General features: G+C 76.4%; 6 protein-coding genes. 4 read left to right on the top strand and 2 right to left on the bottom strand.

Annotation, left to right across the window (positions count from 1 at the left end; all coding sequences use genetic code 11):
- The 3 genes from larE to larC are packed head-to-tail and all read left to right on the top strand — an operon-like array spanning position 1 to position 3,286.
- Positions 1-1,062, top strand: coding sequence for an ATP-dependent sacrificial sulfur transferase LarE (larE, locus tag BMW99_RS02745; protein ID WP_218159294.1), 1,062 nt, complete (start codon positions 1-3; stop codon positions 1,060-1,062).
- On the top strand, positions 1,052-1,858 hold the full coding sequence (gene larB / locus BMW99_RS02740; RefSeq protein WP_069466242.1) for a nickel pincer cofactor biosynthesis protein LarB: 807 nt from the start codon (positions 1,052-1,054) through the stop codon (positions 1,856-1,858). The genes larE and larB overlap by 11 nt, the downstream gene beginning before the upstream one ends.
- Entirely contained in the window at positions 1,859-3,286 is a 1,428-nt protein-coding gene (larC, locus tag BMW99_RS02735) for a nickel pincer cofactor biosynthesis protein LarC (protein ID WP_075016147.1), read from the top strand. It begins immediately after the preceding gene.
- 463 nt (positions 3,287-3,749) lie between these two features.
- On the opposite strand, the gene BMW99_RS02730 is transcribed toward larC, so the two are convergent.
- Together BMW99_RS02730 and BMW99_RS41900 are read right to left on the bottom strand one after the other, a co-directional pair.
- A complete protein-coding gene (locus BMW99_RS02730) occupies positions 3,750-11,078 on the bottom strand; it encodes a non-ribosomal peptide synthetase (protein WP_069465874.1) in 7,329 nt (2,442 codons plus the stop codon).
- The gene (locus tag BMW99_RS41900) at positions 11,075-16,333 is read right to left on the bottom strand and encodes a non-ribosomal peptide synthetase (protein WP_075016146.1); all 5,259 of its coding nucleotides are present in this window, start codon (positions 16,331-16,333) and stop codon (positions 11,075-11,077) included. Before BMW99_RS41900 ends, BMW99_RS02730 begins: the two co-directional genes overlap by 4 nt.
- Before the next feature lie 890 nt (positions 16,334-17,223).
- On the opposite strand from BMW99_RS41900, the gene BMW99_RS02720 reads away from it, so the two are divergent.
- Positions 17,224-17,823: a hypothetical protein gene (locus tag BMW99_RS02720; protein ID WP_141726614.1), complete on the top strand. Its 600-nt coding sequence runs from the start codon at positions 17,224-17,226 to the stop codon at positions 17,821-17,823.

Here is a 17,823-nt window from a genome sequence, read left to right as displayed (position 1 = left end):
GTGACGCAGACCACGCACCTGACGCAGACCGCGCCCATCACGCGGACGACGCCCGTCACGCGGACCACGCAACGGATGACTCCGCTCCCGACCACGCCGCTCCCGACCGCACCATCGGGCCCGTCCCCGGCGGCGCCCGCAGCGGCCGGACACCGCCCGGTCTCGGGAACCGCACACCTCGCGGTCACGGAGGACCCGCACCTGGCCGGGCGCCTGGAGAACCTCCACGCCCAACTGGCCGCCCTCGACTCGCTGGTGGTGGCGTTCTCCGGCGGGGCCGACTCCACGCTCGTCCTGGCCGCGGCCGCGCGTGCCCTCGGCCCCGACCGCGTACTCGCGGCGACCGGGGACTCCGCCAGCCTGTCCGACCGTGAACGCCGTGCCGTCCGCACGATCGCGCACGACCTGGGCGTGCGGCACGCCTTCGTGACCACCCGCGAGCTGGAGAGCGACGGCTACCGGCGCAACGCCCGCTCGCGGTGCTGGTTCTGCAAGACCGAACTCCTACAAAAACTAGGGGAGTTCGCGACCGAGGAGGGCATGGACGCCATCGCCACGGGCACCAACGCCGACGACCTCCTCGACCCCTTCCGCCCCGGCGTCAAGGCCGCCGCCGCTCTCGGCGCCCTGACCCCGCTCGCCGACGCGGGCCTCACGAAGGCCCAGGTGCGGGCCGCGAGTCGCAGCTGGGGCCTGCCCACCTGGAGCAAACCCGCCTCACCCTGCCTGTCCAGCCGGATCGCCTACGGGCTGACGATCACCCGGGAACGGCTGTCCCGCGTCGAGCGGGCGGAGGAGGCGCTGCGCACGGCACTGCGGGAGGCCGGGATCGTCTCCGGCGATCTGCGCGTCCGTGATCTCGGGAACCGCGCCCTGATCCAGGTCACCCCGTCCGCGGTGCGGGACCTGGGGGACTGCCGGCCCGCTCTGGACGCCGTGCGGGACGCCGGCTTCGACGACGTCGAGGTCGACCCGCTCGGATTCCGCTCGGGATCCCTCAACACCATGGCCGTCGAACCGACGGCCGCCCCACGCAGCCCGGAGGGCAGCAATGGACAGTGACGAAGTGCGCATCCTGCTGGAACGCGTGGCCTCCGGAGCCGGCACGGTCGAGGACGCGCTCGTCACCCTGCGGGACGGGCCGCTGACCGGCACCGGCCCCGGGGGCGTCCGGGACCTCGGCTTCGCGCGGCTGGACACCCACCGCGCCCTGCGGACCGGCGACCCCGAGGTCGTCTACGCGGCGGGGAAGACCCCGCAGCAGACGGTGGCGCTGCTGCGGGCCCTGCGCGAGCAGCCGGGGGACCGCCCGGCCCTGGCCACCCGGCTGTCCGACGAGACCCTGGCGGCCGTCGCGGCCGCCCTGCCGGACGCCCGGGTGGACACGGTCGCCCGCTGCGCCGCACTCGGCGACCGGCCGGCGCCCGGCGGCTCGGTCACCGTCCTGTCGGCGGGCACCTCCGACGAACCGGTGGCGGCCGAGACGGCCTTCGTCGCCGCGGAGTACGGCTGCGCGGTCCGCCGCATCCGCGACGTGGGTGTGGCCGGCCTCCACCGGCTCCTCGCCGTGCTCGGCGACCTCCACGAGGCCGACTGCCTGGTGGTGGTGGCCGGCATGGAGGGCGCGCTGCCCAGCGTCGTCGGCGGCCTGGTCGGCGTCCCCCTCATCGCCGTCCCGACGAGCGTCGGCTACGGCAGTGCGCTCGGCGGACTGACCGCGATGCTCGGCATGCTCAACTCCTGCGCCCCCGGCATCACGGTCTGCAACATCGACAACGGCTTCGGGGCCGCGGTCGCCGCCGCCCGGATCGCCCGCCGCGCCCCCGCCGCGGGAGCGGCGGAGCGGGAGGTGGCCTGAATGGCCGCCGCCGCGTGGTTCGACTGCTCGTCAGGGGCCAGCGGGGACATGCTGATGGGCGCGCTGCTCGACGCGGGGGCCTCGCTGGAGACGCTGCAGCGGGCCGTCGACGCGGTCGTGCCGGGAGCGGTCCGGCTCCGGACCGAACGCGTCGTGCGCGGCGGCCTCGCCGCCACCAAGGCCCACGTCGACACCGAGCCCGGGCCCGCGCACCGCACGTGGCGGTCCGTGCGGGCCCTGCTGGCGGACGCACCCCTCGCCGCACCCGTCCGCGACACCGCGCTGTCGGTGTTCGCGCGGCTGGCCCGAGCCGAGGCGGCGGTCCACGGCGTCCCCGCCGACGACGTCCACTTCCACGAGGTGGGGGCGCTCGACGCGATCGCCGACGTGACCGCCGTCTGCGCGGCCCACCACGAACTGGGCATCACCGAGGCGACATCGACCCCGCTGGTGCTCGGTCAGGGCCGGGTGACCGCCGCGCACGGATCGATCCCCGTGCCCGTCCCCGCCGTGCTGCGGCTCGCCGCCGACCACGGCGCACCCGTCCGCTCCGGCGACCAGCCCTTCGAGATGTGCACCCCCACCGGCGCCGCTCTGCTGCTCACCCTGTGCGGCTCCTGGGGCGCCATGCCGCTGCTGCGGGTGCGGGGCGTCGGCATGGGCGCCGGCACCCGCGACCTGCCGCACAGCCCCAACGTCGTCCGGGTCGTCCTCGGCCGTCCCGTCACGACGGCGGGCGGCGGGAACGGCGCGGCCGCGGACGGGCAGGCCGAGGGGGAGGCAGGGCGGGAAGCGCAAGGGGACGCGGACGGCCCGGTGGGCCCGGGCGGCGGCGAAGGCGGCGGGGAGCCGCGCCTCACGGACGCGGTGGTCGTCGACGCGAACGTCGACGACCTCGATCCCCGCGTCTGGCCGTACGTCCTGTCCCGGCTGCTGGCGTCCGGCGCGGCCGACGCGTGGCTCACCCCGATCGTGATGAAGAAGGGACGTCCCGCGCACACCCTGTCGGTCCTGTGCCCGCCGTCCCGGCTGGCCGCGCTCCGGGACGTCGTCCTGACCGAGACGTCCACGCTGGGCCTGCGCGAGTACCGGGTCGGGAAGCACGAACTCGCGCGGCACTTCGCCACGGTGTCGCTGGACGGCCGGCCGGTCCGGATCAAGTTCGCCCGCCACCGCGGCCGGCTCGTGAACGGGCAGCCCGAGTACGAGGACGTCGCCGCGGCCGCGGCCGCGCTCGGCATCCCGCTCAAGACGGCCCTCGCCCGGGCCTCGGCGAAGGCCCAGGAGCTGGCGCCGAGTTCGGCTGCCTGGAGCGCGGCGATCCCCGCGCCGTCCCCCGCCGAGGACGGCGGCGAGCACGTCCAGGGCGGGACCGGCCCGGCCATCCCCGGGACGGCGGCCGGGGCGCCGCCCGCGCGGCACCCCTGAGCCGCCGCGGCAGCCTCCGGTCCGACCCGCACGTCATCGCACCCCCCGACGCCGCCCGGCGCCGCGGGGGTGCGCGGCGTTCCCGTCCCACGGGAAGCCGTCGGTTCCCGCACCCGGCCCCCGCCCGTCGGCCCGTCCCCCACGCCTCGGCCTCGCGTCCGGCCCCGAACAGCCGCGCGCAGCCCCGCCGTGCCGGGCCCCGCCCGGCGCCGGTCCCGGCCCGGGCCGGCGCGTTCGGCGCGGACGTTCTCGGTCACGTCCCCTGCCAGGAAGACCTGTTCGTCCTTCAGGTGCCTCAAGTCCCCACCCCCAGGCCCACCATGTCGTGCCCCGCGCCGAGCCACCGCGTCGCGTCCCGCGCCGAGTCGGCACGTGCGTCGCGGGCCGGCCCGGCACGCGGCGAGGGGCGGTGCCCCGGCCGTCCGGCCGGGGCACCGCCCCTCGGTCGCGCATCAGCGGGGCGTCAGGCCCGCCGCCCCGCCGCCGCGAGTTCCGGGCCCGCGCTCTCGGGGGCGACGCCCGGCCCCTCGCCTCCGGACCTCAACGCCCCGGCCACCGCGGCGGCGACAGCGCCGACGTGGGCCGGGTGCAGCATGTCCTCGTGCCGGCACGCGATCCGGTGCTCGGTGATCCGCCCGTCGACGTAGGGCGACCAGGTGCCCGTGGCCGTGACGTCCGGGGGTGCGCTCGCCGCCGCCGTGAACGCGAGGACGTCCCCCCGGAACACCCCGGGCGCGTGGGTGAGCCGGGAGGCGCGCGCGATGCGGTAGTCGTGGAGCATGGCGTGCAGCACCGTTTCCGAGATGTCCCGGAGCGGGTGGTCGTCGGCGCGCAGCCGGTGCAGGATCCACTCCGGCGACAGCGCCGGGACGTCGGCCGGCGACGGCGGCACCCCCAGTGAGCGGGCGAGATCGGCGAGCAGGGCCGCCTCGTCCGCGTCCCCTCCCGCGGCGCCGTGCGGGTAGGCGTCGAGGAGTGCGAGCAACTCCACGCGCTCGCCCTCCTCCTGGAGCCGGACGGCGACGGCGTGGGCGTTGACGCCGCCGAAGGACCATCCGAGGAGCCGGTAGGGACCGTGCGGCTGGATGCGGCGGATCCGGCGCGCGTAGTCCGCCGCGATCGCCTCGACCGCCTCCGGTACCGGCCCCTCCCCGTACGTCCCGGGCGCCTGGAGGCCGTACACGCGCTGCTCGGCCGGAAGGCGGCCGAGGAGCCTGGCGTACGCCCAGCTCAGCCCGCCGGCCGGCGGGAGGCAGAACAGCGGCTCACCGGCGCCCGCGTCCCTGATCGGCAGCACCGCTCGCAGGCCCGACGTTGCGGGAGCGGCGCCGAGCCGGGACGCGAGCAGCGCGACGGTGGGCGCCTCGAACACGGTGCGTACGTCCGCCTCCGTGGCGAACACGGCGCGGACGCGCGCGATGAGGCGGGTGGCGAGCAGGGAATGGCCGCCCAGTTCGAAGAAGTGGTCGTCCACGCCGACGCCGTCCACGCCCAGGACCTCCGCGAAGAGCCCGCACAGGATCTCCTCGTCGGCCGTGCGCGGAGCCCGCGAGGCCGCGGGCGCGGGCACCTCCGGCGCGGGCAGCGCCCGGCGGTCGAGCTTGCCGTTCGCCGTCGTCGGCATGGCCGTCAGGGGCACGACGGCCGACGGGACCATGTGCTCGGGGAGCGTCCGTGCGGCGAAGGCCCGCAGCCGGGCCGGATCGGGGACGGCGCCCGGTGCCGGCAGCACGTACGCGACCAGGCGCCGGTCGCCCGGCCGGTCCTCACGGACGACGACCACGGCCTGCGCGACCTCGTCAAGGCGCGCCAGCACCGACTCGATCTCGCCCAACTCGATCCGGAAACCGCGCAGTTTGACCTGGTCGTCGGTGCGGCCGACGAAGTGCAGCTCGCCGTCCCCGCTCCAGCGGACCAGGTCGCCGGTGCGGTACATCCGCTCGCCGGGTTCCCCGTACGGGCACGCGACGAACCGTTCCGCGGTCAGCTGCGGGCGGTCGAGGTAACCGCGGGCCAGGCCGCCGCCCGCGAGGTGGAGTTCGCCGGTCACGCCGGCGGGCACCGGCTGGAGGCGTGCGTCGAGCACGTAGGCCCGCATCCCGGCCAGCGGCCTGCCGATGGGCAGCGCCGCGGACGGATGGTCCGCGTCGCCGGGCCCGATCAGGTGGTGGGTGGCGAGGACGGTCGCCTCGGTGGGGCCGTAGAAGACGAGCATCCGGCGGCCTCCCGCCCACTGTTCCACCAGCGACGGCGGGCACGCCTCCCCTCCGACGGTGAGCGTGCGGACGCCGTCGAGGCACAGGTCGGCGCCCGCGGCGAGCAGCGCCGGCTGCAGGAAGGCGTGCGTGACCCCCTCCGTCCGCACCGTCTCGGCCAGCCCGTGCCGCCCGAACACGCTGCGCCGGCTGACCACGAGGGTCGCGCCCGACAGCAGCGCGCGGCAGATCTCCGCGGTGGCGGCGTCGAAGCCGAGCGAGGCGAAGTGCAGCACCCGGCTGCGCGGTCCGATGTCCAGCAACTCCCGCTGGGTGGTGGCGAATCCGGAGATGCCGCGGTGGGTCACCTGGACGCCCTTGGGACGGCCGGTGGATCCGGAGGTGTAGATGACATAGGCGGGGTGGGCGGGCAGCAGCGGGTGGCGGCGTTCGCCGTCCGTCACCTCCCGCGCCGAGGCGGCGCCGAGCGCCGCGGCCGTGGCCGCCGCGTCCAGCAGGAGGTGCGGCGCCGCGGCGACGCAGGGCAGGCGCCCGGCGGTCGCGGCGGTGGTCAGCACCAGCAGCGGCCGTGCGTCGTCGAGCATGAACGCGAGGCGTTCGGCGGGGTATTCGGTGTCCAGCGGCAGGTAGGCGGCCCCCGACTTGGCCACGGCCAGCAGGGCCACGATCGCCTCGGCGGACCGCGGCAGCGCCAGGGCCACGGTCCGTTCGGGCCCCGCGCCGCGCGCCATCAGCAGCCGGGCGAGCCGGTTGGCCCGGGCGTCCACCTCGCCGTAGGTGAGCCGCTCGCCTTCGCAGACGACCGCCGTCGCGTCGGGGTCCGCCCGTACCTGTTCCTGGAAGAGGTCCGGTAGCGTGCGGGCCGGAGCGCTCGTCCCCGTGTCGTTCCAGGCCGCCAGAACGGTCTCGCGCTCGTGCTCCGGCAGGATGCCGAGCGCCCCGATCCGGACGGTCGGATCGTCGGCCACCGCGGTCAGCACGAGGACCAGCCGGGCCGCCATCGCCTCGGCCGTGGCCGGGTCGAACAGATCGGTGGCGTACTGCAGGACCCCCCGCACACCGCCGGCACCGCCGTCGCCCGCGGTGTGCTCGGTCAGGCTCAGCGACAGGTCGAACCGGGCCGCCGCCCGGACGCCCGGGCGCTCCCGGACCTCGAGGCCCGGCAGGGACAGCTCCGCCGGGGCGGTGTTGTCCAGCGCGCACATCACCTGGAACAGCGGGTGCCGTGCGGTCGAGCGGCCCGGGTTGAGGAGTTCCACCAGCCGCTCGAACGGCACGTCCTGCCCGTCGTACGCCGCCAGGTCGGTCTCCCGGACGCGGGCGAGCAGGTCGGTGAACCGCGGGTCCCCGGACAGGTCCGTCCGCAGGACGAGCATGTTGACGAACATCCCGACCAGGTCGTGGAGCGCGTCGTCCCGGCGCCCCGCCGCGGGCGTGCCCAGCGGGATGTCGGTGCCGCCGCCCAGCCGGGACAGCAGCGCGGCGAACGCCGCCTGCACCACCATGAACAGGCTCGCGCCGTGCGAGCGCGCGAGCCGCACCAGCCGGGCGTGCAGTTCGGGTGCGATCTCCACCGGAGTGCCCGCCCCGACGTAGGAGGGGACCGCCGGACGCGGCCGGTCGGTGGGCAGCGGCAGGTCCTCCGGAAGTCCGGCGAGCTGCCGGCGCCACGCGTCGAGCCGGCGGCTCATCGCGCTGCCGGGGTCGTCCTCCGCGTCGAGGAGGTCGCGCTGCCACACCGCGTAGTCGGCGTACTGCAGCGGCAGTTCGGGCCACCCGGGCGGCCGGCCCGCCAGGCGTGCCGTGTACGCGGTGGCCAGGTCGCGCAGCAGCGGCTTCATCGACCAGCCGTCGCCGGCGATGTGGTGCAGGACGAGGACGAGGACGTGGTCGGTGGGGGAGAGCGCCAGCAGCTCGGCGTGCAGGGGAGGTTCGTTCGCGATGTCGAAGCTGCGGCCCGACGCCTCCGCCACGGCCGCGTCCAGCCCGCCGCGGGCCACGGCGCGCACCGGCAGCCGGGGGCGCGCCTGGTCGGCCGGCAGCACCAGCTGGCGGGGTTCGCCGCCCGTCGCGGGGAAGACCGTGCGAAGGCTCTCGTGCCGGGCGGCCAGGTCCGCGAGCGCGTCACGCAGCGCCGCCGTGTCCAGCGGGCCCGTCAGCCGGTACGCGGCGGGCATGTTGTACGTGGGGCTCGGACCCTCCCACTGGGCCATGAACCACAGGCGCCGCTGGGCCGACGACAGGGGGATCACCGGCGGCCTGGGCCCGCGCACGGGACGCGTCGCCGCATCGGTGCCCGCGGCCGCCCCCGCGCCGCCGGCGATGCGGGCGAGGAGCATCGCGGGAGTGGGCGCTTCGAAGAGCGTGCGGACCTCGACGTCGACGCCGATCACGGCGCGGATGCGGCTGATGAGCCGGACGGCGAGCAGGGAGTGGCCCCCGAGGTCGAAGAAGTGGTCGTCGGCGCCGACGCTTCCCGCGCCCAGGACCTCCGCGAACAGGCCGCACATCACCTCCTCCTCGGGCGTGCCCGGTGCGCGGGACGGGGCCGGGGCCGCGGCCTCCGGCGCGGGCAGCGCCCGCCGGTCCAGCTTGCCGTTCACCGTCAGGGGGAACGCGTCGACCACGACGAACGCCGACGGCACCATGTAGCCGGGCAGCAGGGTCGTGCAGTGGGCCCGGAGCGCGGCCGCCAGCCGGTCCCGGTCGGCCGGCGCGTGCGGGCCGGACGTGGTGACGTAGGCGACCAGCCGCAGGTCACCGGGCCGGTCCTCCCGCACCAGGACGGTGCCCGCCGTCACCGCGTCGTGCCCGGCGACCACCGACTCGATCTCGCCGAGCTCGATCCGGAAGCCGCGGATCTTGACCTGGTCGTCGCTGCGCCCCAGGTACTCCAGCTCCCCGGCGGCACTCCACTTCGCCAGGTCCCCGCTGCGGTACATCCGCTGTCCCGGCGGTCCGAAGGGATCGGCGACGAACCGGCCCGCGGTCAGGTCCGGGCGCCCCAGATAGCCGCGGGCCAGGCCGGCGCCCGACACGTACATCTCGCCGGGCACGCCGGGCGGGCACGGCAGCAGGGCGTCGTCCAGCACATGGACCCTCAGGTCCGGGATGCCGCGGCCGATGGTGCCGGGCACCGCGCCGCCGCCCGTGGGCAGGGCTGCCAGCTCCTTGTAGCTGACGTGCACGGTCGTCTCGGTGATGCCGTACATGTTGACCAGCCGCGGAGCCCGGTCGCCGTGGCGCTCGTGCCAGCCGGAAAGGCGCGTGACGTCCAGCGCCTCACCACCGAACACCACGGTGCGCAGGGCCAGTCCGGCGCTCAGCGCGGGGTGCTGCGCGTCCGCCCGGTCGAGCTGGTAGAACGCCGAGGGCGTCTGGTTCAGGACCGTCACCCGCTCCCGCGCCAGCAGCGCCAGGAACTCGGCCGGGGAGCGGGCGACGTCGACGGGCACCACGACGAGCAGCCCGCCGTGCAGCAGCGCGCCCCACATCTCCCACACGGAGAAGTCGAAGGCGAACGAGTGGAACCACGTCCACACGTCCTCAGGGCCGGGACCGAACCAGGCGTCCGTGGCCGTGAACAGGCGCAGCACGCTCGCGTGCGGCACCAGGACGCCCTTGGGGCGGCCCGTCGACCCCGAGGTGTAGATCGTGTAGGCAGGATGGGACGGGAGGAGGGCCGACGTCCGTTCCGCGTCGGTCAGATCGCCGTCCGGGAGGCGGTGCAGGCGGTCCGCGGTGGCGGGGTCGTCGAGGAGCAGCGTGACCGGCGCCGGCCGCTCCCCGCCGGGTGCCGGCGCGGGCTGTTCCCGGCCGGGTGCCCCCATGCCCCGTTCCCGGCCGGCCGCGACGGTGCCGCGAGAGGTCACCAGCACCGCGGGGGCGGAGTCCGCCAGCATGTACGCCACGCGGTCGGCCGGATAGTCGGGGTCCAACGGCACATAGGCGGCACCGCACTTGAGGACGGCGAGCAGGGCGACGGCCAGCTCCGCGGAGCGGGGCAGGGCCACCGCCACCCGGCCCTCCGGGCCGGCCCCGCACGCGACGAGCAGCCGGGCGAGCCGGTTGGCGCGGGAGTTCAGCTCGGCATAGGTGAGCCGTGTGCCGTCGGCGTCCACGACCGCTGGCGCGTGCGGGTTCCCGGCCGCCCGCGCCTCGAACCGGCCGGGGAGCGTGGCGGCCGCGGCCGGCGCGGGGGCCACCTCCGCGCCCGGCGCCAGGATCTCGCGCCACTCCTCCTCCGACAGCAGGTCGATCGAGCCGACCCGCCGCGCGGGGTCGGCCGCCACCGCCTGCAGCAGCCGCAGCAGCCGCGTCGCCAGGGAATCCGCCGTACCGGCGTCGAAGAGGTCGGTGGCGTAGAACACGGCACCGTCGATCCCGGCCGGACGGCCGTCCGCCTCCGCCGCCCGCTCGCCGAACTCGAAGGTCAGGTCGGTCTTCGCGACGGGACGGCCGACCAGGTAGGGACGGGCCGCGATCCCGGGCAGATCGGGCACCGCGGCCTCGTTGTTCTGCAGGACCACCAGCACCTGCGTCAGCGGGTGGCGTGAGGTCGAACGCGACGGTGCCAGTTCCTCGACCAGCCGCTGGAACGGCACGTCCTGGTGGTCGAGCGCGCCCAGGCTGCGCTCCCGCACCCGGGCGAGGAGGTCCGCGAAGGTGGGGGAACCGGACAGGTCGGTGCGGATGACGAGCGTGTTGACGAAGAAGCCGACCAGGTCGTCCAGCGCCTCGTCGGTGCGTCCGGCCACCGGTGTGCCGAGGGGGACGTCCGTCCCCGCGCCCATCCGGCACAGGAGCGTCGCCACCGCGGCCTGGAGCACCATGAAGAGCGTCACGCCGTGCGCGCGGGCCAGCCCCGCCAGCCGGCCGTGCAGGTCCGCGGGGATCGCCAGCCCCGCCCGGCCGGCGCCCCGGCCGGACACCGCCGGACGCGGCCGGTCCGCCGGCAGGGCCAGCTCCTCGGGAGCACCCGCCAGCACGTCGCGCCAGTAGGCGAGTTGCCGCGACTGCAGCGCGTCCGGGTCGTCCGGCGCGCCCAGCAGGTCACGCTGCCACTCCGCGTAGTCGGCGTACTGCACGGGCAGCGGCTCCCAGCCGGGCTCGTGGCCGGCGCGGCGCGCGGCGTAGGCGACCGACAGGTCGTGCCACAGCGGCCTCATCGACCAGCCGTCGCAGGCGATGTGGTGCATGACGAGGACCAGCACGTGGTCGTCGGCGGCGAGTTCGAGGAGCAGGGCCCGCAGGGGCAGGTCCTTCTCCAGGTCGAAGCCCGCCTCGGCGAACTCCTCCTGGACCGAGGCCAGCCGGTCGGCCGACGTGCGGGCCCGGCGCAGCACGGGCCGGCCCTGCGCGGCGGGGACGACCTCCTGCACGGGACCGCCGTCGAGTTCCGGGAAACGGGTGCGCAGGCTGTGGTGGCGGTCGGTGACGTCCCCCAGGGCCGCTTCGAGCGCGTCCGCGCTGAGCGGACCGGTCAGCCGGACGGCCACCGGCAGGTTGTACGTGGCGCCGCCCTCCAGCCGGTTGAGGAACCACAGACGGCTCTGCGCGTACGACGGTGCGATCACGACGACTCCTTCACAAGCGCGCGGGGACGGAGCGCGGGGCGCCGGGCGGCGGTCGCGGGAGCCGCGGCCAGCCGGGCGGCGACGCCCGCGACGGTCGGCGCCTCGAAGAAGGCGCCGATGGCCAGCTCGGCGCCGAAGGCCGAGCGGATCCGGTTGATCAGCCGTGCGGCCAGCAGCGAGTGCCCGCCCAGGTCGAAGAAGCTGTCCTCGGCGCCCACCGCGGGCACGCCGAGGACCTCGGCGAAGGCCTGGCACAGCAGTTCCTCGGTGCGGCCGGCGGGCCCGCGCCCCTTGGCCTTCCCGGCGGCCGCGTACACGGGGGCGGGCAGCGCGCCGCGGTCCAGCTTGCCGTTCGGCGTGAGCGGGAAGCCGTCCACCACCACGACGGTGGCCGGCACCATGTAGTCCGGCAGCACCTCCGCGACCGCGGCGCGCAGCGCCGCCGGCACCGCGTCCGCGCCTGCGGCCGGCACCACGTAGCCGACCAGGCGCTTGTCGCCCGGACGGTCCTCGCGGACGACGACGGCCGCGCGGCGCACCTCGGGACGTCCCGCCAGCACCGCCTCGATCTCGGCCGGTTCGACCCTGAAGCCGCGCACCTTCACCTGGTCGTCCGCGCGGCCGGCGAAGATCAGCTGCCCGTCCGCGCGCCACCGCACGAGGTCGCCGGTGCGGTACATCCGTTCGCCCGGCGGCCCGAAGGGGCAGGCGGTGAAGCGTTCGGCGGTCAGCCCGGGCCGGCCGAGGTAGCCGCGGGCCACCCCGGCGCCGGCGAGGTGCAGTTCGCCGGTCGTGCCGGGCGGGACGGGACGGAGGGCTTCGTCGAGGACGTACGCGCGCATGCCGTCCAGCGGCCGGCCGATGGGCACGCCCTCGTCCAGGGAACTGCCGGGCCCCACCCGGTAGGAGGTCGCGAACAGCGTCGTCTCGGTCGGACCGTAGACGTCGACGAGCACGGTGCCGGGGAAGGCCGCGCGGACCCGTCGCACCGCGGCGGCCGAGACGACGTCGCCGCCGGTCAGCACCTCGCGGACCCGGCCGAAGAGGTCGCTGCCGTCCTCCGCCAGGCGGTTGAACACCCCCGCGGTCAGCAGGATGCCCGTCACGCCGCCGTCCACCACGGTGCGGCGCATCGCCTCGGGGTCGAACTCCCCGGGCGGCAGCACCACGATCGTGCCGCCGTTCAGCAGCGGCTGCCAGATCTCGTAGGTCGAGGAGTCGAACGCGTGCGGGGCGTGCATCAGGACCCGCCGGTGGTTGCCGCCCTCCCAGCGCCGGTCGGTGGCCAGCGCGACCACGTCCCGGTGGGTGACCGCCACGCCCTTCGGCTGCCCGGTCGAGCCGGACGTGTACATGAGGTAGGCGAGTTCCGCGGGCCGGATCCGGACCGCCGGAAGCGGAACCCGCCCGTCGGGCCCGCCCGTTCCGTCCAGGACGATCACGTGCGCGTCGTGGGCGAACTCCCGCCGCGCCATGACCTCGTCGGTCACCAGCACGCGTGCCCCGCAGTCGGCCAGCACCCAGGAGAGACGCTCCGCGGGGTGGCCCGCGTGCAGCGGCACGTAGGCACCGCCGGCCTTCAGCACGGCCAGCGTCGCCACGACCAGGTCGGGCGAACGCTCCAGGAACAGGGCGACCGGTTCGCCGGGGCGCACGCCCCGCTCGATCAGCCGCAGCGCCAACCGGTCCGACCTGCGGTCGAGTTCGGCATAGGACAGCACCTCGTCACCGAGCTCCACCGCGGGCGCGTCCGGCGCCTGCCGGACCCGTTCGGCGAACAGCTGCGGCACCGTGACGACCACCGGCGGGACGGCCGTGTCGTTCCACTCCACCAGCACCCTGTGCCGGTCCTCGTCCGCCAATTGGTCCGCTGTCGTGGCTCGGGCGTCCGGGAGCGGGTCTGCCGTCGTGGCTCGGTCGTCGAGCTGACCGTCTGGCGCCGCGGCCCGGGTGTCCGGCTGCTCGTCGGCGGTCACGGCCCGGGTCGGAGCGCGGTCGCCGCCCTCCGGACGCGCGGCCCGCGAGCCCGCGCCGTGGTGGGCCAGCGCGCCCACGACCTCCTCGGTCGCGGCGGCCAGCAGCCGTCCCACCAGCGCCGGGTCGATCCCCTCGGCGGCCTGCGTGACGAAGACGAAACCGGTGCCGTCGTCGTCCACCGACACCGTCAGCGGATAGGTGGTCCGCTCGCTCTCCAGCAGGCGCTCGAACGGCGCGGGTGAGGCACCCGCGCGCGCGGTCTCGTGGCGGTAGTTGAAGAGCGCCGTGAACAGCGGCGCGGGGGGCCGGACGCCGGAGGCGCGCTGTGCCGCGGCGGGCGACGCGTGCTCGTGCACCAGGAGCTCGGCGAGCTGCCGGTGCATCGCGCGCAACGCGTCCGGCACGCCGCCCTGCCGCGTCCGGGCCCGCACCGGGAGGGTGTTGATGAACAGGCCCGGGACGCGGTCGGCACCCGCGCCGCCCTGCAGGCGGCCGAACAGCACGGTCCCGAAGACCACGTCGTCCCGCCCGCAGGCACCGGCGAGGACGCGTGACCACACCACGTGGAAGAGCGTGGCCGGGCTGACCCCGAAACGCCGGGCCTCGACCCGCACCCGGGCCGCGAGAGCGGCGTCCAGCGCCTGCCTCCGCTCGGTGACGTCCCGGCCGTCCCCGCGGACGGCCACGACCCCGAACGGCACGGTCGGCTCGGTGACGTCGCCGAGCAGCGCGGCGAAGTACGCCTGGTGCTCCTCGGCGGGGACCGCCAGGAGCGACTGCGCCACGTACGCGCGGTACGGCAGGGGTTCGGGCAGCCGCGCCTCGTCGCCGCGCATGATCGCCGCCACCTCGTCGAGGACGACCTCCAGCGTGGTGTGGTCCTGGGTGACGTGGTGCAGCCGGAGCGCCAGGACCCAGCCGTCCCCGTCCGGCGACGCGAAGGCGTCCGTCAGCGGCGCCCGGCCCAGGTCCATCGGCCCGTCGCTGGCGGCCAGCAGGCGTCCCACCACGTCGTCGTCCGCGAGCGCCACCTCCACCACGGGCAGCGTCGCCCGCCGGTGCACCACCTGCACCGGATGCGGCAGTCCCTCCCACGCGAGGGACGTGCGGAGGATCTCGTGCCGGTCGATCGCGCGCTGCCACGCGGCGAGGAACGCGTCCAGGCCGGCGCGCGAGCCGAAGCGGAACAACTCCCGTACCACGTAAGGGTCGGTGCCCTGACCCGCGGTCAGCTGGTGGTGGTAGAGCAGGCCCTCCTGGAGCGGCGCCAGCGGATAGACGTCGGCGACGTTCGCCGCGCCGCCCGCGAGGGGGGCCACCACCGCGTCCAGCTGCTCGGTGGTCAGACCCGCGAAGGGGACCATCCGCGCGGTGATCCGCGCGGCGGACGGCGGGACGCGGCAGGGCGGCACGTCGATCGCCGCGGGGGCCGCGGCGGCGGCGATCCCGGCCACCGTCGGCTCGGCGAACAGCGTCCTGATGTCGACCGCCGCACCCCGGGCCCGCAGGCGCTCCATGAGGGCGACGGCGGACAGCGAGGTCCCGCCCAGATCGAAGAAGCTCTCCTCGACGCCGACCTCGGGCATGCCGAGGACCTCGGCGAACGCCGCGCAGACGGCCTCCTCCCGGACCGTCCGGGGGCCGCCGCCGGCCGCCGACCCGAACCGGGGCGCCGGCAGCGCCCCGCGGTCCAGCTTGCCGTTGGCCGTCAGCGGCAGCGACGCCAGGCCGACGAGGGCCGCCGGGACCAGGTACGCCGGCAGCCGCGCCCGCAGGTACGCGCGCAGCGCCGCGGTGTCGGCGCCCGCGGGCACGACATAGGCGACGAGGTCCGGCCGGCCGCGGACGTCCTCCCGGACCACGACCGCGGCCTGTGCCACCTCCGGGTGGGACAGCAGGGCCGCCTCGACCTCGCCGGGCTCGATGCGGAAGCCGCGGAGCTTGACCTGGTCGTCGGAGCGGCCGACGAACTCCAGCACGCCGTCCGCGCTGCGGCGCACCAGGTCGCCGGTGCGGTACATCCGCTCCCCGTCGCCGAACGGGCTCGCCACGAACCGCTCGCCCGTCAGTCCCGGCCGGCCGAGGTAGCCGCGGGCCAGACCGGTGCCCGAGGTGTACAGCTCGCCGGTGGCCCCGGCGGCGACCGGCACGAGCCGCGCGTCCAGGACGTGGACGCGGGTGTCCGCGACGGGCAGGCCGATGGGCACACCGGTCCCGGCGGCCACCCCGGTCACCTCGTGCGTGGTGGTGAACGTGGTGTTCTCCGTCGGGCCGTAGCCGTTGACGAGCCGGGTCCCGGGCAGCCGGTCCAGCACGGTGCGGCAGCGCGCGGGGGACAGGACGTCACCGCCGGCGATCAGGCACCTCACCCCGGAGAGCACCGCGACGTCGGCGTCGACGACCTGGTGGAACAGCCCCGCCGTCAGCCACAGCACGCTCACCCGGTGCTGTCGCAGGAAGGCCCCGAGCGCGGGCACCGACAGCGGCCCGGGCGGCGCGACCGCCAGCGTGGCCCCGTTGAGCAGCGCACCCCACAACTCGAACGTCGCGGCGTCGAACGCCACGGACGCCAGGAGGGCCACGACGTCGTCACCGCGCACGCGCGCGAAGGACTCGCCGTGCACGAGCCGGTCCACCGCCGCGTGCGGCACGAGCACGCCCTTGGGCACGCCGGTGGACCCCGAGGTGTAGACCGCGTAGACCGGATGGTCCGGCCGGGTGCCCGCGGTCACGGCGGGCAGCGCCGCGCCGGACGCGACGAGGGCGTCGTCGACGACGAGCGCGCCGGGGAGCCCGGCCTGTCCGGGCCCGCACAGCACCAGGGCGGGGGCGCAGTCACCGAGCATCGTGTCGATGCGCGCGGCCGGGTACCCGGGGTCGACCGGCACGTAGGCGCCGCCGGCCTTCACGACCGCGAGCAGCACCACCACGAGGTCGACGGACCGGTCCATGACCACGGCGACGAACGACTCGGGCCCCACCCCGCGGGCGGCCAGCACGCGCGCCAACCGCTCGGCACGGGCGTCCAGTTCGGCATAGGTCAGAGTCGTGCTCCCGCCGGCCACGGCGATCGCGCCGGGCGTGCGCGCCACCTGCCGCGCGAAGCGCTCGGCGACGGTCGCAGGGGCGATCCCGCGGGCCGTGTCGTTCCACGGCTCGGCAGCGGGCAGGCCCTGCGCACCGGGCCCTGCGGGCAGGACGTGGGCACCTGGTCGCGGAGGCCGGGGCGCGGGCGGGTCGGGGGGCGGCGGTGCGGCGTGGCGGGACGGATCACTCACGGGGTGCCTCCTCGTGGCAGGGCGGGGCTGGGGGTCGGCGCGGGGGCGGCACCAGGGGCCGGCACGCGGCGGACGGCGGAAGACGCAGGACCAGGAGCGGAACGGGTCCGCGTTCGCGAGGGGGAGGTGCGCAGGGGAGGGGGAGGTGCGGACCGGGGAGGTGCGGACGGGGGAGGTGCGGAGGGGGAGCGCGGTCGCGGAGCGCCACGGCAGGACGCCGCACCGGCCGCGCGGGCCGGCCGGCGTCCGTCGCCGTCAGGCCCCGGCAGGGCGGAGGGGCGCGGGGGTCCGCGACGGGGTGGCCCGGCCCTTCCTGTAGCCGGTCGACTCCCGTGCGGCGCTGGCCCCTTCAGAGACGGCTTGGATGCTGCCACGGCCACCACGGGCATTCCCAGCCCCGCCGTCCCGAGCGGTCCCCGGCCGCCCCGTGACTCACCAACACGCCCTGCCATCTGGGGATTTGCGGCGCGAGGTCGCCCATCCGCCGCCGGAGAGCCCGTTCAGCTTCTCTCGATCTGGCGTATTTCGCGCGGAGATGTCCGGCGCGCTCTGCTAAGGGCCATGGCCGCAAAGGGACATCGCTCATCAGGCCTTCGCGGCGGGTGCGTGGACGGGCACCGGACCGACGGCAAGGCGGCGCCGGGAACGGCCGGTTGATGAGGGGGACGGGGGATTGAGGGCGGTGGCCCGCACTGCCAGCCTGGTTCACCTGACACCACCTGACACCACGGTCGCGCCCATCCGCCGGACGACTCGCGTTCCGCACGCGGGAGTCGGCGCGGCCGTGGCGGGCCGTGGCGGGCCGGCCGGCCCGGGTCCACGGCCTGCCGCCCGCGCGCCCGCCCGCGGAGCTGGGCGCGCGGGCCCCGACAACGACGAAGGGCATCGATGTGGACACCCGGACACGGCACTCAGAGGCCGACGCGTTCTTCCGCGACATCGCACTGTGCGTCGCGACGTACCGGGCCGGCGGCCCGGCCATGGTCTGGCCGGCCGGCTCCGGCGCCGTCGTGGACCCCTACGGCGAGCGCGCGCCGGACGGGGACGCGGGGGCCGGCCGTGCCGGGGACGACTCCGCGGTCCTGCGCCCCGCGGACCCGCGCATGCGGGAGATGGCGGACCGCCTCGGCACGTTCGTCGGCCGCCCGGTGCGCGCCGGGTACTGGGCCTTGGGGCAGGGCGGGAGCACCGCGCCGTGCGAGCTGGAGCACGACACGGTCCTGGTCCAGCTCGCGGGCTCCTGCGAGTGCCGGGTCGCGGGACCGGGCCCGGCGGCGGACGACGTGGACGTTCCGGCAGCGGACAGCCCGGCCGCGGACGACGTGGGCGTTCCGGCGGCGGACGGCCCGTCGGCGGGCGACGCGGACCCGGCGGGTGTCCGGGTGCGGCTGCGCGCGGGCGAGGCGCTGTACATGGCCCGGCCCGGGAGCTATGCCCTGACCGGGGTGCACGCCTCCTGCACGCTCGTCGAACTCCGGCTCCAGGACTGA

This window comes from Actinacidiphila rubida (assembly GCF_900110255.1).
GTDB classification, from domain to species: Bacteria; Actinomycetota; Actinomycetes; order Streptomycetales; family Streptomycetaceae; genus Actinacidiphila; species Actinacidiphila rubida.
The sequence above is the reverse complement of the archived record's forward strand: the minus strand, read 5'-3'. Positions and strand labels throughout refer to the sequence as shown.

What these genes read in the sequence shown, in the direction of transcription:
- larB (WP_069466242.1), top strand. Translation starts at nt 1,052, where the DNA reads ATGGACAGTGACGAAGTGCGCATCCTGCTGGAACGCGTGGCCTCCGGA.
- larC (WP_075016147.1), top strand. Translation starts at nt 1,859, where the DNA reads ATGGCCGCCGCCGCGTGGTTCGACTGCTCGTCAGGGGCCAGCGGGGAC.